General features: G+C 63.9%; 15 protein-coding genes. 6 read left to right on the forward strand and 9 right to left on the reverse strand.

The annotated features are described in order from the left end of the window. Both NKH97_RS27370 and galE read right to left on the reverse strand, forming a co-directional pair. Window positions 1-1,251, reverse strand: coding sequence for a D-amino acid dehydrogenase (locus NKH97_RS27370; protein WP_352554088.1), 1,251 nt, complete (start codon window positions 1,249-1,251; stop codon window positions 1-3). A gap of 105 nt (window positions 1,252-1,356) precedes the next feature. Beyond that, on the reverse strand, window positions 1,357-2,352 hold the full coding sequence (gene galE / locus NKH97_RS27375) for a UDP-glucose 4-epimerase GalE (protein ID WP_352774590.1): 996 nt from the start codon (window positions 2,350-2,352) through the stop codon (window positions 1,357-1,359). Window positions 2,353-2,620: 268 nt separating this feature from the next. On the opposite strand from galE, the gene hemA reads away from it, so the two are divergent. After that, complete coding sequence (gene hemA, locus NKH97_RS27380) at window positions 2,621-3,898, forward strand: 5-aminolevulinate synthase (RefSeq protein ID WP_127297829.1); 1,278 nt, start codon at window positions 2,621-2,623, stop codon at window positions 3,896-3,898. A gap of 336 nt (window positions 3,899-4,234) precedes the next feature. Here hemA and NKH97_RS27385 read toward each other — a convergent pair whose 3' ends face one another. Both NKH97_RS27385 and mscL read right to left on the reverse strand, forming a co-directional pair. After that, a complete protein-coding gene (locus NKH97_RS27385; protein ID WP_352792524.1) occupies window positions 4,235-5,401 on the reverse strand; it encodes a pyridoxal phosphate-dependent aminotransferase in 1,167 nt (388 codons plus the stop codon). Window positions 5,402-5,513: 112 nt separating this feature from the next. Beyond that, entirely contained in the window at window positions 5,514-5,936 is a 423-nt protein-coding gene (gene mscL / locus NKH97_RS27390) for a large conductance mechanosensitive channel protein MscL (RefSeq protein WP_023813897.1), read from the reverse strand. A gap of 263 nt (window positions 5,937-6,199) precedes the next feature. Here mscL and NKH97_RS27395 point away from each other — a divergent pair, with 263 nt between their 5' ends. Next, complete coding sequence (locus NKH97_RS27395; RefSeq protein ID WP_352554085.1) at window positions 6,200-9,688, forward strand: PAS domain-containing hybrid sensor histidine kinase/response regulator; 3,489 nt, start codon at window positions 6,200-6,202, stop codon at window positions 9,686-9,688. Window positions 9,689-9,835: 147 nt separating this feature from the next. On the opposite strand, the gene NKH97_RS27400 is transcribed toward NKH97_RS27395, so the two are convergent. Beyond that, window positions 9,836-10,744, reverse strand: a complete 909-nt coding sequence (locus tag NKH97_RS27400; protein WP_352774596.1) for a LysR family transcriptional regulator — start codon at window positions 10,742-10,744, stop codon at window positions 9,836-9,838. Window positions 10,745-10,890: 146 nt separating this feature from the next. Here NKH97_RS27400 and NKH97_RS27405 point away from each other — a divergent pair, with 146 nt between their 5' ends. Then, window positions 10,891-12,402, forward strand: coding sequence for an MFS transporter (locus NKH97_RS27405; protein ID WP_352799179.1), 1,512 nt, complete (start codon window positions 10,891-10,893; stop codon window positions 12,400-12,402). 32 nt (window positions 12,403-12,434) lie between these two features. Here NKH97_RS27405 and NKH97_RS27410 read toward each other — a convergent pair whose 3' ends face one another. Continuing rightward, window positions 12,435-13,094 (reverse strand): response regulator transcription factor, encoded by a 660-nt coding sequence (locus tag NKH97_RS27410; protein WP_352774600.1) that lies wholly within the window; start codon window positions 13,092-13,094, stop codon window positions 12,435-12,437. 118 nt (window positions 13,095-13,212) lie between these two features. Further along, on the reverse strand, window positions 13,213-13,641 hold the full coding sequence (locus NKH97_RS27415; protein ID WP_352799180.1) for a hypothetical protein: 429 nt from the start codon (window positions 13,639-13,641) through the stop codon (window positions 13,213-13,215). A 187-nt stretch (window positions 13,642-13,828) separates the two neighbouring features. Between NKH97_RS27415 and NKH97_RS27420 the strand changes: the two genes are divergently transcribed. Then, window positions 13,829-14,179 carry a DUF952 domain-containing protein gene (locus tag NKH97_RS27420; protein ID WP_023813891.1) on the forward strand — a complete coding sequence of 117 codons (351 nt, stop codon included), beginning with the start codon at window positions 13,829-13,831 and terminating at the stop codon, window positions 14,177-14,179. Continuing rightward, the gene (locus NKH97_RS27425; RefSeq protein WP_352799181.1) at window positions 14,176-15,252 is read left to right on the forward strand and encodes a quinone-dependent dihydroorotate dehydrogenase; all 1,077 of its coding nucleotides are present in this window, start codon (window positions 14,176-14,178) and stop codon (window positions 15,250-15,252) included. The genes NKH97_RS27420 and NKH97_RS27425 overlap by 4 nt, the downstream gene beginning before the upstream one ends. A 7-nt stretch (window positions 15,253-15,259) precedes the next feature. Here the strand turns inward: NKH97_RS27425 and NKH97_RS27430 are convergent, their stop codons facing one another. Beyond that, window positions 15,260-15,433: a hypothetical protein gene (locus tag NKH97_RS27430; protein ID WP_023813889.1), complete on the reverse strand. Its 174-nt coding sequence runs from the start codon at window positions 15,431-15,433 to the stop codon at window positions 15,260-15,262. A 287-nt stretch (window positions 15,434-15,720) separates the two neighbouring features. Further along, window positions 15,721-17,094 carry an MATE family efflux transporter gene (locus NKH97_RS27435; protein WP_502897099.1) on the reverse strand — a complete coding sequence of 458 codons (1,374 nt, stop codon included), beginning with the start codon at window positions 17,092-17,094 and terminating at the stop codon, window positions 15,721-15,723. A 132-nt stretch (window positions 17,095-17,226) separates the two neighbouring features. On the opposite strand from NKH97_RS27435, the gene NKH97_RS27440 reads away from it, so the two are divergent. Then, on the forward strand, window positions 17,227-18,129 hold the full coding sequence (locus NKH97_RS27440; RefSeq protein ID WP_023813887.1) for a histone deacetylase family protein: 903 nt from the start codon (window positions 17,227-17,229) through the stop codon (window positions 18,127-18,129). The last annotated feature ends 5 nt before the right edge of the window (window positions 18,130-18,134 follow it).

The raw sequence follows: 18,134 nt of genomic DNA on the forward strand, positions 1-18,134 counted from the left end.
CTAGCCCCCGTAGACCAGCCCCTGCGGGTCGATCTCCGGCTTGCGGCCGGAAACGAGGTCGGCAAGGAATTTGCCGGAGCCGCAGGCCATGGTCCAGCCGACATGGCCGTGGCCGGTGTCGAGATAGAGGTTCTTGTAGCGCGCCTGGCCGATGACCGGCACCGAGTTGGGCATCATCGGCCGCAGGCCCGCCCAGAACACAGCCTTCTTCTCGTCGAAGGCACCCGGGAAAAGATCCTTGCCGGTGCTGATGATCGTCTTGAAATCGGCGGGCTTGAAAGTTCGGTCGAAGCCGGTGAATTCAGCCGTCGAGGACATCCGCAAGCGGTTGCCCAGCCTGGAATAGCCGATCAGCCGGTCCTCGTCGGCTCCGCCCATGGTCGGTCCCTTGCTTTCGTCCTCCAAGGGAATCGTCGCGGTATAGCCTTTTACCGGATAGACAGGCAGGTCGATGCCATAGCGGCGCCCGAGCAGGCCGCTCTCCGGTCCCATCGAGATGACCACGGCATCGCCGGCGACCGGGCCGGCCGACGTCAACACCGCGCGCACATGATCGCCCTCGATGTCGAGGCCTTCGACTGTCGTGCCGAACAGGAATTTGACGCCGAGCTTCTCGGCAGCATAGGCGGCCAGCCTGTCGACAAACTGCTTGGAATCTCCGGTCTGGTCGGTTGGCGAATAGACGCCACCGGCAATCTTGTCCTTGACGCCGGCAAGGCCTGGTTCCAGCTCGACCAGCCGGTCGCGGCCGACGATTTCGATCGGCAGACCGTGCTTGGCAAGATAACGGTAATTGTCGGTACCGGTGTCGAGGCTCTTTTGCGAGCGGAAGAAATAGAGAATGCCCTTCTTGCGCTCGTCGTAGTGGATGCCGGTGGCTTCCGAAAGCGCATTGATGCAGTCGCGCGAATAGAGCGCGAGCCTGAGCTTGATGTCGGTGTTGGCGCGCAGGCGCGCCACCGTGCACTGGCGCAGGAAACGCAGGCTCCAGGCGAGGAAATAGGGATCGAGGCGCAGCCTGACCTTGATGCCGAGATCATGGTTGTAGAGCCCGCGCAGGAAGGTCTTCAAAGCCGCCGGCGAGGCCCAGGCGGTGGCGTCACCCGGTGACACCAGGCCGGCATTGGACTGGCTGGTGCCTTGTGCCGCCGCCGGATGGCGCTCGATCACTGTCACCTCATGGCCGTCGCTGGCCAGATAATAGGCGGCCGCCGTACCGACGACACCGGCCCCGAGCACCGTTATTTTCATGCCATCCCCCAAGAGCTCCTCGCGGTGCGGCGCCTCCGCGCCTTGCCGCGAATGCCTTCAATAGCGCTTCACTGCCCGCCTTGCGAGCCCTTGGGAGAACCCGGCTCAGCCGCGCGCGGAGTTCTTGCCGGTCAGGATGCGCTCCCAGGCGAGCGCGTCGGCGACGATCTGGTCGAGATCGTCGCGTTGCGGGGTCCAGCCGAGCTCGGCGCGGGCGAGATCCGAATTGGCGACCACCGCCGCGGCGTCGCCAGGGCGACGGTCGCCCATCTTCACCTCGAAATCACGGCCAAAGGCGCGGCGCACGCTGTCGATGACCTCGAGCACCGAATAGCCATGGCTGTAGCCGCAATTGGCGACGAGGCTGGTGCCCCCGGCGCGCAGCCGCTGCAGGGCCAGGCGATGCGCCGCCGCCAGGTCGCTGACATGGATGTAGTCGCGCATGCAGGTGCCGTCCGGCGTCGGATAATCGGTGCCGAACACCTGCATGAACGGCCGCTTGCCAAGTGCCGTCTCGCAGGCAACCTTGATCAGATGAGTGGCGCCCGGCGTCGACTGGCCGGTGCGGCCCTTCGGGTCGGCGCCGGCGACGTTGAAGTAGCGCAGCGCGGTATAGCGCAGGCCATGCGCGATCGACGCGTCGCGCAGCATCCACTCACTCATCAGCTTGGACAGGCCATAGGGCGATTCCGGCGACAGGCGGGCGTCCTCGCGCACCGGCTCCAGGCCGGCTCCGCCATAGACGGCGGCGGTCGAGGAAAAGATGAAATTGGGCACGCCTTCGCGCACCGCGGTTTCGATCAGCGTGCGCGTCTTCGAGGTGTTGTTCTCATAGTAGCTGAGCGGGTCGGCGACCGATTCCGGAACCACGATCGAGCCGGCGAAATGAATGATCGCGTCGACCTTGTTCTCCCTGATGACCCCGCCGACCAATTCCCTGTCGGCAACATCACCGACAACCAGCCTTGCCTCGGGCGCCACTGCCCATTCGAAACCGGTGGAAAGACGGTCGAGAACGACCACGCTTTCGCCGGCATCCAGCAGCTCCCAGACCATATGGCTGCCGATGTAACCGGCGCCGCCTGTAACCAAAACCGTCATCCGCGTCCTCGCTTATCCAAGATTTATCGGAAACTGTCTCAACCCCCGCTCTACTGGAAAGCCCGCCGCATGACCATTGGAACCCGTGGTAACCGGCCTCGCCGGCCAGTGGCATTGTCCTGAAACAAAGTTGATCCACATCAAGGGAATAGGCCACGATCCGTGGTCGTTAGGAACAGGTCCGGGGCGTGGCATTTTGACCAAAAAGGCCAGGTGGACGACCAACAGGCCAATGATTATGATCCCGCGCAAAGATTGGGAAGTCGACATGAACTATCAGCGGTTCTTCGAGGAAGCGATCGACCAGCTCCATGCCGAGCGTCGCTACCGCGTTTTCGCCGACCTGGAGCGGATCGCGGGCAAGTTCCCGCGCGCCATCTGGCGTTCCAATGGCCGCGCCGAGGAAATCACCGTCTGGTGCTCCAACGACTATCTTGGCATGGGCCAGCATCCCGACGTCATCGCCGCTTTCCAGAATACGGCAGGCAAGATGGGTTCGGGCGCCGGCGGCACCCGGAACATTTCCGGCACCTCGAACCCGCTGGTCGAGCTCGAGGTGGAGCTTGCCGACCTGCACGACAAGGAAGCGGCACTGGTCTTCACCTCCGGTTTCGTCTCCAACGAAGCCTCGATCTCGACCATCGCGAAGCTTTTGCCCAACTGCCTGATCATCTCGGACGAATTGAACCACGCCTCGATGATCGAAGGCGTGCGGCGTTCCGGCGCCGAGAAGAAGATCTTCCGCCACAACGATGTGGCGCATCTGGAAAGCCTTTTGCAGGCGGCGGGGCGCGAACGCGCCAAGCTGATCGTCTTCGAAAGCGTCTATTCGATGGATGGCGACATCGCGCCGATCAGAGAGATCGTCGAGCTCGCCGAGCGCTACAACGCCATGACCTATATCGACGAGGTCCATGCCGTCGGCATGTACGGGCCGCGCGGCGGCGGCATCACCGAGCGCGAAGGCCTGGCCGACCGCATCGACATCATCGAAGGCACGCTGGCCAAGGCATTCGGCACGCTGGGCGGCTATATCACCGGCACCAGCGCCGTGATCGACGCCGTGCGTTCCTATGCGCCGGGCTTCATCTTCACCACGGCACTGCCGCCGGCGATCGCGGCTGCCGCGACCGCGTCGATCCGCCATCTCAAGCGCTCGCAGGCCGAGCGCGACGCCCAGCAGCAGCAGGCGAGCCGAACCAAGCAGATCCTGTCGGCCGCCGGCCTGCCGGTGATGGACTCGCCGACCCACATCGTGCCGCTGCTGGTCGGCGATCCCGAGGCCTGCAAGATGGCCAGCGACCGCCTGCTCGGCGTGCACGGCATTTACATCCAGCCGATCAACTACCCGACCGTGCCGCGCGGCACCGAGCGGCTGCGCATCACGCCGACGCCGTTCCATTCCGATGCGCTGATCGCCGAATTGCAGGATGCGCTGGTCGAGACCTGGGATGCGCTCGGCATCCCCTATGGCTCCGCCGGGCGGCCTTCGGTGGCCAAGAGCGACCGCATTATTCCCCTGCTGGTGCCCAAGTCGGGCGGCTGAATCCCGTTGCTGGTTGCGCCTGTCGATTGCTTCCAACGCCGCGACGCTCCGACGTCACGGCATGGATCCTAGGGTCTCCGCGGCGTCGCTTCGCGACTGCTACGCCCTAGGATGACGAAGCGTGGGGGCTTCTGGCTAGTCACAGAGATGGAGTTTGGCATCGTAGCAATGGCCGACCTTCGAGGTTGGCCGAGGCATCTTTCTCTTCGTCATCCTAGGGCGGAGCAAGGAGCGAAGCGACGCGGCGCAGACCCTAGGATCCATGCCGTTACTGCGGCCGAAGAGTGAGGCGGTCCAGAATCTTCAAACGCGCGGCTTTCCTGTCCAGCCCAATCCTCAAATAGCCTTCATCCAATTTGCCAGCCGGTGTGCCGCTTCCTCGACCTGGTCGAGGCGGCGGTGGAAACACAACCGCAAAAACGCCTCGCCACCGGGGCCGAAAGCGGTGCCTGGCGCCAGGCCGACATTGGCCTTGTCGACAATGTCGAAGGCAGCGGTGCGTGAATCGGTGATGCCGTCGACAGTGAAAAACAGATAGAACGCGCCCTGCGGCACCGTGAACCGGGCGCGGCCGGTGGCGCCGAGAATGCCGCAGACAAGGTCGCGCGCCTTGCGCGCCCGCTCCACCTGTTCGGCAACGAAGGCGTCGCCCCCATCAAGGGCGGCGGCCGCGCCGCGCTGCATGAACTGGGCGACGCCGGAGTTCGAATACTGGATCAGGTTCTCGAACACCTGCTGCAAGCTCGGATGCGTCTTGATCCAGCCGACGCGCCAGCCGGTCATCGCCCAGTTCTTGGAGAAGGAGTTGACGTACAGGATGCGGTCTTCCGCCGACGCGATGTCGAGGAAGGACGGCGCGCGGCCATGGCCATAGTGGAAAAGCGAATAGATCTCGTCCGCGATGATCCAGAGGTTTTTCGCGCGCGCCAGATCGAGGATGGCCTGCAAGGTCTCATGATCGGCGGTCCAGCCGGTCGGATTCGACGGCGTGTTGATGAACAGCGCCTTTGTGCGTGGCGTGATCGAAGCCGCGATCTTCTCGACGTCGCAGGACCAGCCATTGCCGGAATGATCGAGCGTGACCGCGACTGGAACGGCTCCCGCTATCGCTGCTGCGGCATCGAAATTCGGCCAGGCCGGCGACAGATAAACCACCTCGTCGCCGGCGCCGGCGAGCGCGTCGAGCGCCAGCTGGATGGCATGCATGCCGGAGCCGGTGACGATGAATTCTTCCTCCGGGAAGGTCTTGCCGAAATGCCTGGCATAGTAGCGGGAGAGCGCCTGCCTGAGATCGGGGATGCCCCTTTGCCAAGTGTAGAATGTCTCGCCGCCGGCCAACGCCTTCGACGCGGCATCGGTGATGAAGGCTGGCGTCGGCAGGTCGCCCTCGCCGGCCCAGAGCGGAATCATGCCTTCGCGCAGGCGGCCGTAATTGACGACGGCGACAATGCCGCTTTCGGGTGCCGCACGGGCCTCGGTGCGCAAGCTGTCGATCAGGGTCATTGGCGGGTCCGTTTTGGTCAGCGGTTTTCGTCAGCGGTCCATACCAGATGCGAAAACAGAAAACCCCGGCCGCGAACGACCGGGGTTTTGGTCCAGCAAATGCTGCCCGTGGTCAGCGCCTGGCGAGCAGATCGCGAATTTCAGTGAGCAGCGCGACGTCGGCTGGCGGCGGAGCGGCCGGAGCAGCGGGCTTCTCGCGCTCAAGCCGCCTGCGCATGTTGTTCACCGCCTTGACCATCAGGAAGATGATGAACGCGAGAATGAGGAAGTTCAGCGCCACGGTGATGAAGCTGCCATAGGCAAAGACCGCGCCCTGCTTCTTGGCATCGGCCAGCGAGGTCGCGTTGACGGCTGAGGACAATCCGAAGAAATAGTTGTTGAAGTCCAATCCGCCGAAAATCGCACCGACGATCGGCATGATGATGTCGTTGACAAGGGAATCGACGATCTTGCCGAAGGCCGCGCCGATGATGACGCCGACCGCAAGGTCCATCACATTGCCCTTGGAAATGAATTCCTGGAATTCTTTCAGCATTCGACCCTCCTTGTCGTGACTGGCCAAGCTGCCGTTTCCGTCCTTGCGGCATCGACCTGAGGCAACATAACAAAAACCTCCGGTTGCAACATCGATAAAAGGGAGAAAACAACCGCTTTCTTCTTACCTGACGGCACCTTGCTTGTACTGTCTGAATATCGCGGTCGCGATCATGCTTCCAAAGCCGCAATGGACTCGGACGCCAAGCTGTGGTTGCGTCCGGGCAAGCCGGATAAAACGCGGCAGAGGAGGAAAGTCCAGGCGTGCAGGGCTTGTTCATCGTCATCATCGCGGTCGCCTATGTGACGCTGCTGTTTGCCATCGCCAGCCTCGGCGACCGCCGCTCGGCCATTTCAGGGCCGAGCCGGGGGCGGCCTTTCATCTACGCACTTAGCCTCGCGATCTACTGCACATCCTGGACTTTCTTCGGCTCGGTCGGCCTCTCTTCCGAACGCGGCCTCGAATTCCTCGGCATCTATACGGGCCCGGTGCTCGTCTTCGTGTTCGGCTTCCCGCTGCTCAACCGCATCGTGCGGCTGGCCAAGACCGAGAAGATCACCTCGATCGCGGATTTCCTCGGCGCACGCTACGGCAAGAGTTTCACCGTCGCGGCGATCGCCACGCTGATCGCCACCATCGGCGCGGTGCCCTATATCGCACTGCAGTTGAAGGCGATCTCCGGTTCGGTCAGCCTGATGGTCGAGCACTATACGGGATCGCCGCCTTCGTTCGATCCCTTCGTCAGCGACATCTCTCTGGTCGTCGCCATGCTCCTGGCGCTGTTCGCGGTGCTGTTTGGAACCCGTCACGCCGACGCCACCGAACACCAGGACGGGCTGGTGCTGGCGGTGGCGGTCGAAACCGTCGTCAAGCTCGCCGCCTTCCTGGCGATCGGCCTGATGGTCACCTTCCTGATCTTCGGCGGCCCGGGCGACATGTTCGACAAGCTCGCCGAGAACGCGCAGGTCCGACATGCGATGAGCTACAACACCTCGCTCGCCACCTGGCTGGTGCTGACGTGCCTCAGCGGTTTTGCCATCATCATGCTGCCGCGGCAGTTCTACGTCACCATCGTCGAGAACCGCGGCGAGGCCGAACTGCGCACCGCGACATGGGTGTTTCCGCTCTACCTCGTGGCGATCAACCTGTTCGTACTGCCGATCGCCTTCGCCGGCCTTTCGCTGGTCGGCACCGGAACCAGCAGCGATCTCTACGTGCTGTCGCTGCCCCTGTTCAGCGGCCATGATTTGCTGGCGATGGCGGCTTTCATCGGCGGCCTGTCGGCGGCGACGGCGATGGTGATCGTCGAAAGCGTGGCGCTGTCGATCATGATCTCCAACGACCTCGTCATTCCGCTGTTCGTGCGCCGCCTGCTCAAGACCTCGACCTCCGAGACGGAGGACTGGTCGACGCTGATCCTCAATGTGCGGCGCGGGGCGATCTTCATCCTCTTGTTCATCGCCTTCCTCTATTATCGCGAGAGCACCGACAGCGCGCGGCTGTCGTCGATCGGCCTGATGTCGTTCGCGGCCATCGCGCAGTTCGCGCCCGCCCTGATCGGCGGGCTGATCTGGCGCGGCGCCAATGGCCGGGGTGCGGCACTTGGCATGGTCGCCGGCATCCTCGTCTGGGGCTACACGCTGCTGTTTCCATCGCTTGCCGCCCCTGATACCGGCATCATCGTGCACGGGCTGTTCGGCTTCGAGGCGCTGCGGCCGCAGGCATTGTTCGGCACCGTCGCCGAACCGCTGAACCACGGCGTGCTGTGGAGCCTGTCGCTCAACGCGGTGTTCTTCGTGCTCGGCTCGCTGTCGCGCGCATCGGTGCCGCTGGAACGCATCCAGGCGTCGATCTTCGTGCCGCGCGATGCCGGCCCGATGCCAAGCCTGCGCCGCTTCCGCACCGCCATCACCGTCAACGACCTGAAGGACACGATCGGGCGCTATCTCGGCGTCGAGCGCACCGAGCGCTCTTTCCAGTCGTTCGAAAAGACCAACGGAGCCTCGCTGCACGGCAACGAGCAGGCGAGCATGGACGTCATCCGCTTCTCCGAGCAATTGCTGGCCAGCGCCGTCGGTTCCTCCTCGGCGCGGCTGATCCTGTCGCTGCTGTTTCGGCGCCACGACCGCGAATCCAGGGATGCCTTCCGCTTGCTCGACGACGCCACCGAGGCGCTGCAGCACAACCGCGACCTGTTGCAGATCGCGCTCGACCAAATGGAACAGGGCATCACCGTCTTCGACCGCGATTTCCGCCTGATCTGCTGGAACCGCCAGTACCGGGCGCTGTTCGACCTGCCCGACGAGATGGGCCAGGTCGGCGTCTCGCTCGACCGCATCCTGCGCCATCTCGCCGAACGCGGCGACATCCCTGCCGATCAGCGCGTGGCCATGCTCAACCGGCTGACCAGTTTCGTCAGCCCGTGGCAGATGGAGCTGAAAACCTCGGGCCGCATCCTGGAACTCCGCTCCAACCCGATGCCGGACGGCGGCATTGTCGCCACCTATGCCGACATTTCCGGGCGCGTGGAACAGGATCTGGCCCTGAAGCGTGCCAATGAATCGCTGGAGCAGCGCGTCAAGACCCGCACCATCGAACTGACCCGGGTCAACGAGGAGCTGGCGCAGGCGCAGATGCTGGCCGAGGAGGCCAATCTCGGCAAGACGCGCTTCCTCGCCGCCGCCGGCCACGACATCCTGCAGCCGCTGAACGCCGCCCGGCTCTATTGCTCCTCGCTGATCGAGAAGGCCGGCAAGGGGCCTGCCGGCAAGGCGGCCGTCAACATCGAATCCTCGCTGGAATCGGTCGAGACGATTCTCGGCGCCGTGCTCGACATCTCCCGCCTCGATGCCGGCGCAATGAAGCCGGACGATACCGCCTTCAACCTCGACGGATTGCTGCGCCAGATCGGCAACGACTTCCGGCCGCTCGCCGCCGAAAAGAAGCTCGCGCTGACCATCATGCCGTCATCGCTGACAGTGACGACCGACCGCAATCTGCTGCGCCGCCTGATCCAGAACCTCGTTTCCAACGCCATCAAATACACGCGCCACGGCCGCGTGCTGGTTGGCGTCAGGCGGCGCGGCGAACTGGCCGAGATCCAAGTGATCGACACCGGCATCGGCATCGCCGGCGACAAGCTGAACACCGTCTTTCGCGAATTCACCCGGCTCGACGAGGGCGCGCGCGAGGCCGAAGGCCTCGGTCTCGGCCTCTCCATCGTCGACCGCATCGCCCGGGTGCTGCGCCTGGAGATCCGGATCTTTTCCACCCCTGGCAAGGGCACGCGCTTCTCCGTCATCCTGCCCGTGGCGGCCGTGCAGGAGCCGCGGCGCGAGATCGAAACCAGGGCTCCTGCCCGCGCGACGGCTTCGCTGGCCGGGCTGCACGTGCTGTGCATCGACAACGACGCCCGCATCCTCGAAGGCATGCGGCTCCTGCTCGAAGGCTGGGGTTGCAACGTCGACACCGTGGCCGGTTCAAAGGATCTGGAGACCGCGAAGATACACCGCCCGGACATCGTCCTTGCCGACTACCATCTCGACGGCGAAACCGGTCTCGAACTCGTCGTCAGGCTGCGCGCGATCCATGGCGACAACCTGCCGGCCGTGCTGGTCACAGCCGACCGCTCCAACGAGGTGCGCACGGCCGCCGGCGGGCTCGAGATTGCGGTGATCAACAAACCGCTCAAACCAGCGGTACTGCGCTCGATGATGGCCAGGGTCAGGCCTCTGGCACCGGCGGCCGAATAGCATCAGAGGCGCCCGGTCTCAGCCCTGGTGTCCGAGGGTGGTGTCCTAGAGCATTTCACCGTTTCATGGAAACGGCGTTCTGCTCTAATTCTTTGTTTTAACGCAATTCTAGACGGAAAACCGCTTCACACTTTTCCTAGAATTGCTCTAGGCCAGGCCGTCGACCATCTGGGAACTGCGGAACCGGGGCCGTCCGGCATTGCCCGCCACAGGCGGACGATGCTCGCGAAAGGCCATTGCAAGCGTCCTCAGCGCCTCGCGGGACTTGGCGTCCGTCAGCGTCGAAAGCAGCACGATCTCGGAAGGCGGCAGCGCCGGCAGCCCGAATTTCCGGCTGACCTCGATGGTGCCGGATGGGGCAAGCCGGCAGGAAAATACCGAGGCTGCGAGGCCGGCCGAGACGGCCTCGGCGACGGCGAAGGAGCCGCAGCCGAGGAACACCTCCGTCCACGGTATTCCGACAGCGTCGAGCGCGCGGGTGGTGATGTTACGAATACCGCATGATGGCGAGGATGCCGCCAGGCGCAGCGGCTCGTCGGCCCGGTGGACGAAGTCGGGCGCGGCGTACCAGCCGAAATGTTCGGGCGCCAGCAATTCACCATCGCGCCGGTCGTCCTCCCGGCGGATGATCGCCGCGTCGATCTCACCGCGATCGAAAGCGTCCAGCAGGTCGTGTGAATCATCGAGCCGCACTTCGATGGTGAGCGCCGGGTCATGCGCATTGAGCCGCGCCAGCAATGTCGGGACTTCCGCGCCTCCGACATGGGTGGCGATGCCCAGGGTGAAGCGGCGGCGAACTGAAGACAGGCTGGCGATGGCGCGGTCGTGCGCGGCGAGGAAGTCGCGTGCGGGCTGGAGAAACACCGCGCCCTGCGCCGACAAGCGCACCAGCCGAGGCGTGCGCTCGATCAATTTCTGGCCGACGCGCTCTTCCAGCCGCTTCAGCTTCACGCTGATTGCTCCTTGCGTGCTGCCAAGAGCCTCGGCCGCCCGCGTAAAGCTCTGAAGATCGGCGATGGCGACGAATGTTTTCACAGCGTCTACGTCCAGCGTCATGTCAGCTATCCGCACTTGTTGTCTCTGAAATAGCCAACCATGCAATTCTAAAATGATCAAGCCTCGCCTACCCTGGGCCATACGCGCGCCGGGCGAGCTGCAATGGATTCGCCGATTGCCGACAAATACGTTCGAAAGGTTGAACCATGCCCACTGCCCTGACCCGCCGCGGCATCATCGTTCTGTTTGCCGCCTGCCTGGCGTGCCTGATGTTCGGTCTGGAGATTTCAAGCGTTCCCACGATCCTGCCGACACTGGAGCAGGTGCTGCATGCCGACTTCAAGCAACTGCAATGGGTGATGAACGCCTATACGATCGCGGTCACGACGGTGCTGATGGCGGTCGGCACGATCGCCGATCGTTACGGGCGCAAGCGTGTCTTTCTGGTCGCCATCGCCGCCTTCGGCCTGACATCACTGATTTGCGGCGTCGCCGAAAGCGTCTCCACGCTCATCGTCGCCCGGTTTCTGCAGGGCCTGAGCGGCGGTGCGATGCTGATCTGCCAGCTTGCCGTGCTGTCTCATGAATTCCGGGAAGGGCGCGAACGCGCCGTCGCATGGGGCTGGTGGGGCGTCATCTTCGGCATCGGCCTCGGCTTCGGCCCCATCATCGGCGGCGGCATCGTCGCGGTCTCGAGCTGGCAATGGGTGTTTCTTGTCCACGTGCCGGTTGCGGCGCTGGCGTTCGCCCTCGCTCTGATGGGCGTCCACGAATCGAAGGATCCACAGGCGGGCAAGCTCGACGTAGCAGGCATCCTGACGCTGTCGCCGTCGGTTTTCTGCCTCGTTTTCTACATCATCCAGGGGCCGGATCTGGATTTCTCCAGCCCTGCCGCGCTGGCCATCCTCTGTATCTCGATAGTGAGCTTCATCGCCTTCCTCATTGCCGAGAAGGTCAGCCAGCGGCCGATGTTCGACTTCTCGGTCTTCCGGATTCGGCCCTTTTCGGGCGCCATCGTCGGCTCGGCCGCGATGAACCTCAGCTATTGGCCTTTCATGATCTACCTGCCGATCTGGTTCCACGCCGGGCTCGGCTATGACACCGTCTCCACCGGCCTTGCCCTGCTTGCCTACACGCTGCCGACGCTTGTGCTGCCGCCGTTGGCAGAGCGCTTTTCGCTGCGTTATCGGCCCGGCATCATCATTCCGGCGGGCCTCGTCATCATCGGCGTCGGGTTCATCCTGATGAAGTTCGGCAGCGCCGCCGCGCAACCGGACTGGCTGACGATGCTGCCCGGCTGCCTGATCGCGGGGATGGGTCTGGGAATAACCAACACACCTGTCACCAACACGACGACGGGTTCCGTTTCGAGCGATCGCGCCGGCATGGCCTCCGGCATCGACATGAGCGCGCGCATGGTTTCATTGGCGTTGAACATCGCGGTGATGGGCTTCATCCTGGCCAGCGGTGTGCTGGCGCATCTGGGGCATGCGCTGCCCGACCTCGACGCTGCCCAATTGCGTCTTCTCGCCGAAGCTATCGCTGCTGGAAATCCCATCTCCGGGCTCGCCGGGACCGTCGCCCAGGATGCGCTGCGCAACGGCTTTGGCTGGGTCATGCTCTATGGCGGGATCGGCGTCTGGATCATGGCCGCCATCAGTTTCGCAAGCTTCAACGGCCGGCCGATGCGGCGGACGGAGGTTCAGTGCTCTGATTGAACAATGTTCTGATTGAACAGGCGCCCTGGCGATCAACCCGCCGGCTGCAGCGGGTCGCTGCCGATCTTGGACAGCAGGATCACCGCCTGCGTCCGGCTGTCGACGCCGAGCTTCTGCAGGATGGCGGAGACATGCGCCTTGATGGTGGCCTCGGAGACGCCGAGTTCATAGGCGATCTGCTTGTTGAGCAGGCCCTCGGCCAGCATGCCCAGCACCCGTGTCTGCTGCGGCGTCAAAGCCTGCAGCCGCTTGATAAGGTCCGATATTTCGGGATCGCGCTCGATGCCGAGATCGACGCCGACCGGTGCTGCGATGTCGCCGGCAAGCACCGATTGCACGGCGCTGCGGATCTCTTCCATGCTGGCCGATTTGGAGATAAAGCCGGAAGCGCCGAGATCGAGCGCCCGCCTGATGGTCGCCGGATCGTCATGCGCCGACACCACGACCAGCGGCACGGCCGGATGGATGCCACGCAGCGAGACCAGGCCGGACAGGCCGCTGGCGCCCGGCATCGACAGGTCGAGCAGCACCAGATCGACGTCCTCGTTGGCCACGACCAGCGCCTTGGCGCTCTCGAAATCGCCGGCTTCATGGATGGCGGCGACATTGCCGATGCCGGCGAGTGCTTCGCGCAGCGCACCGCGAAACAGCGGGTGATCGTCGGCGATGACGAAAGAATAGCCTGCCGGCAAATGTCCCTCCCCAAATCCCCGATGATTTTTGGCTTTTCGGGTTCAATTGGACGATTATGAGGGGCTGCGCTGTTTTCAAGCGGCAAAGCCAGCGCGCCGCCTCCCGTGGTTGAAACGCTCAGGTCTTCTGCGAATTGGGCTGGGCGCCGTTGTCCTTGTCCATATCCCTGACGATGCCCATGAAGCCGCGAAGGAAGCGCTCCATGTAGCCCATCGTCTTGTTGAAATCCTCCTCGCTCGGCAGTTTCGATTCGAGGCGGGCGGAGAGCGAATTCTCGAGCTTGGTGACGCGCTCGTCCATCACCTTCATCGAGGTTTGCAGGCGGTCGACCTCGTCCTGGAAAGCAGCGCGTTCGTCGGCCGCCATCTTGCAGACGAGCTGGCCCGAACGCTCCTCGCAAATCGACATGGCGCCGGTCTGCGTGTCGATACGGACAAAGCCGTTGTCAGACTTTTCCAGCCGGTAACGGTCGGTTTCTTCGGAATAAGCTGAAGCCGCGACCAGCGAAACGAGCGCGGCGGGGATCAAGATGTGCTGCAGACGCATGTTGTCCTCCATGGCCAAGGTCTGGAATATCGCATGTTTGCGCCGGAAATGGGGAAGACCCTTGGCATGGCCTTTCCCGAATGGCTGGTTCGGAATCTTCTTGACGCAATTCCCAAGGGAAAGCGCTATGCGCTTTTCCCGGGAAAACCGTTTCACACTTTTCCTGGAACTGCTCTATAGCGCAACCATGTCTCAGATTATCTACAAGATAACCCCGCAAGCGCCATGGCGCGAGGCCGAAACGCATGGCCGCTTCACCGGCGCGCCGATCGATGTCGCCGACGGCTTCATCCACTTCTCCACGGCAGCACAGGTCAGGGAAACGGCGACAAAGCACTTTGCCGGCCAGACAGACCTTTTGCTGGTCGCCGTCGACGGCGCCGGCCTGGGCACTGCGCTGAGATACGAGGTCTCGCGCGGCGGCGAACTGTTTCCGCATCTCTACGACGTTCTGGACCTGAAAGCTGTGCTGTGGGTCCGACCACTGCCGCTTGGCGCCGATGGTGTGCACCAGTTCCCGGCACTGGAGGGGCAATGAGCGTGCTCGACCGGCTCGGCCAGAAGCTGCTGTTCGCCTTCGATCCGGAAACGGCGCATGGCCTGTCAATCGCCGCCTTGCGATGCGGCGTTCCGGTTGGTGCGCGGGCGGTCCGCGACGACAGGCTGAAGGTCAGCGTCTGCGGCCTCGATTTCCCCAATCCGCTCGGCATGGCGGCCGGCTATGACAAGAACGCCGAGGTGCCCGACGCGCTGCTTGGCCTCGGCTTCGGTTTCGCCGAGGTCGGCACGATCACGCCGCTGCCGCAGGTCGGCAACCCGAAGCCGCGTATCTTCCGGCTGACGGCCGACGATGCGGTGATCAACCGGCTGGGCTTCAACAATGAAGGCCATGCAGCGGCCGAAAAGCGCCTTGCCGCGCGTAAGGGCCGCTCCGGCATCGTCGGCGTCAACATCGGCGCCAACAAGGACAGCAGCGACCGCGTCAGTGACTATGAGCGCGGTGTCGCCCAGTTTGCGCAATACGCCAGCTATCTCACCGTCAACATCTCCTCGCCCAACACGCCGGGCCTGCGCAACATGCAGGCGCGCGAGCAGCTCGGCGAGCTCTTGTCGCGGGTCATGGCCGCGCGCGCCACGGGAACGGCGCAGCCGCCGGTGTTCCTGAAGATCGCGCCGGATCTGGTCGAGGCCGAACTGGAGGACATCGCCGCCGAGGTCACCGAGAAGCGGATCGACGGCGTCATCGTCTCCAACACCACCATCTCCCGACCGCCGCTGCGTAGCGGCGACACCGCGCGCGAGACCGGGGGACTCTCCGGCAAGCCGCTCTTCGAGCGTTCGACCATCGTGCTGGCGAAGATGCGCAAATTACTCGGGCCGGAGCTTGCCATCATCGGCGTCGGCGGCGTCGATTCCGCCGATACGGCGCTGGACAAGATCCGTGCGGGCGCTGATCTGGTGCAGCTCTACACCGGCATGATCTATGCCGGGCCCTCGCTACCAGCCCGCGTTCTTTCCGGAATGATCCGTTTCGTCGAAAAGGAACGGTTGAAGTCGATTTGCGAGTTGCGCGACAGCCGCCTCGACTTGTGGGCGTCCAGGCAACTCTGAACCGCTCTCAGGAGCGTAGATTGCGACTGACGGCCCGCTCGCAGATGGTGCCGCCGATGGCAGGCAACACGCCGAAGAGAAGCAACTGCGCGGTTCCGCCGATGCCAGAAACCGCGGAGAGAATGAACGCAGCGAGCAATCCCAGCGCCGCGCCCAAGACATATGGCAGGTAGCTTCGCATAAGCTCGCCCTGGAACAATTGGTGCATCAAGTCTGTTGGAAATCGACTGGAAGTGCAAGTGCATCCGACCGCACAGCATTGGCACCGGGTTCCTTCGGAGTCTCGCCGAGGCGTTGGCTGACGGAGCATCAAACGAAAAACCCGCCTGTGCGGCGGGTCACTGGCGCAAATCAGCACCATAAACAAATATGTACCATAGCTGAGGTCACCGAGTCAAGAAAAAATTCCTATCGCGAACAGGTGTCGTTCGGTGCCTGGACGGCGCAGGGCCTTCCGGGGGACATCGTCTAAAACGCCGTCCGTACCCTGAGCCGCAGGATCGTCAGCAGGCTGAAGCCTCGCACCAGCAGGAAGACGTGCAGCGCCGCCCACAGTCCATTGTTGCCGAAGGCGGGCGCAAGGGTCAGCAGCGCGGCCGCGAAAACCAGGAACGACAGAAGCATCATGTTGCGCATGTCGCGGGACCAGGTCGCGCCGATGAAGACGCCATCCATCTGGAACGCCAGCACACCGCTCAGCGCCGTGAATGCCGCCCACGGCAGGTAGATGTCGGCCACCGAACGGACTTCCTCCGATGTCGTCACGAGTGCGACCAGATTGGCGCCCCCAGACAGCATTACCAGCGTCGCGGCTCCCGCCAGTCCGAAACCCCAGAACAGCGTCAGCCGGACGGCCTGGCGGAACGGTGCGGCGGCGCGCGCGCCGACTGCACGGCCCGCCAGCTGTTCGGCGGCGGTGGCAAAGCCGTCGAGGAAATAGCCGGCGACGAGAAAGAAATTCATCAGCACGGCGTTGGCGGCCAGCGTCACCGTGCCGAACTGTGCGCCCTGGCGGGTGAACAATGCGAAGGCGGCGAGCAGCGAGAACGAGCGGATCATGATGTCGCGGTTGAGCGACATCATGCGCAGGAAGGCGGCCATGTCGAGCAGGCGGTGGCGCGGCAAGGGCGGGGCCGACCGGAACCGGCGGATCACGATCGCCAGGCCGAGCAGCATGGCCAGGAACTCACCGGTGACGGTCGCCCAGGCAACGCCGGCGACACCCCAGCCAAGTTCCAACCCAAGCAGGAAGCAGAGCGCGATGTTGATGCCGTTGAGCACCAGCTGCAGCATCAACCCGAGCCCACCCTCGCCGCGCCCCAGCACATAGCCGAGGATGGCATAGTTGATCAGCGAGAAGGGCGCCGCAAGCAGCCTGATGCGGATGTAGACGCCCATCGCTTCGCTGACGCGCGGTTCGGCGCCCATGAATTTCTGCCCGGCGATGGCGACCAGTGGGGCAAGGGCCGCGAGCACGATGCCGGCGATAACCGCGATCAGCACGGCGCGCCAGAACACCGCCTGTTCCTCCAGGGCATCGCCACGCCCAAACGCCTGTGCGACAAGGCCGGTGGTGCCCGAGCGCAGGAAATTGAAAGAGGTGAAGACGACGTCGAAGATCAATGCGCCGGCCGCCAGGCCGCCAAGCAGGGCGGCATCGCCGAACTGGCCGACGACAGCCGTGTCGACCAGGCCGAGCATCGGCGTCGTCAGATAGGCAAGCGTCATCGGCACGGCGATGGCGAGCACGGAGCGGTTGGTGACGACAAATGATCCGGGGTGGATCGGGGATCCCGCGTGGATAGGGGATCCGGCGTCGGCTGGTGTTGCACCTTTGTCCAAGGATTGCTGCCTTGCTGATTGCGGCTTGATAGAACCGTCGATGTGCCCCATTTTCCGGCCACCGCGCAATCACCTATCCCTTGACGGCCAACCGAAATCCCGGTCTGGCGTGAGCCAGCCGGATACGATTTCATGCCTCTGCAGATCGTCCATCATCCCGACTACGACGCCGGCTTCGCCGTCAACCATCGCTTTCCGATGAGCAAATATCCGTTGCTGATGGAGGCGCTGCGTACGCGCGGCCTCGCCGGCCCCGACGCGCTCAGCACCGCCGAACCGGCACCAGCGTCATGGCTGGAGCTTGCCCATGCGGCGGACTATGTCGACCAGGTCGTCAACTGCTGCGTGGCCGAGAAGATCGAGCGCGAGATCGGTTTTCCGATCGGACCCCGCGTCTCGCTGCGCGCGCAGCTTGCCACCGGCGGCACCGTGCTGGCGGCGCGGCTGGCCTTGCGCCACGGTATCGCCTGCAACACCGCAGGCGGCAGCCATCATGCGCGGCGCGCGCAGGGCGCGGGCTTCTGCACCTTCAACGATGTCGCCGTCGCCGCATTGGTCCTGCTCGCCGAAGCCGCGGCACAAAACATCCTGGTCGTCGACCTCGACGTGCACCAGGGCGACGGCACGGCGGATATTCTCGCCGATGATCCGCGCGTGTTCACCTTTTCCATGCACGGCGACCGCAACTATCCCGTGCGCAAGATCGCCTCCGACCTCGATGTCGCGCTGCCCGACGGCACGGGTGACGTCGCTTACATGAAGAGGCTCGCCGCCATCCTGCCGGAGCTCTCCGCCCAAGCCCATTGGGACATCGTGTTCTACAATGCCGGCGTCGACGTCCATGCTGAGGACCGGCTTGGCAGGCTGTCGCTGTCGGATGACGGCCTGCGCGCCCGCGACGACATGGTCATCAGCCACTTTCGCACGCGGGGCGTTCCGGTGTGTGGCGTCATCGGGGGTGGCTATTCAACGGATGTGCCCGCACTCGCGGCGCGCCACGCCATCCTGTTCGAGGTCGCCGCGGGCTACGCCTGATAGTC

Origin of the sequence: Mesorhizobium sp. M0870 (assembly GCF_040319775.1) — a bacterium.
Classification (GTDB): domain Bacteria; phylum Pseudomonadota; class Alphaproteobacteria; order Rhizobiales; family Rhizobiaceae; genus Mesorhizobium.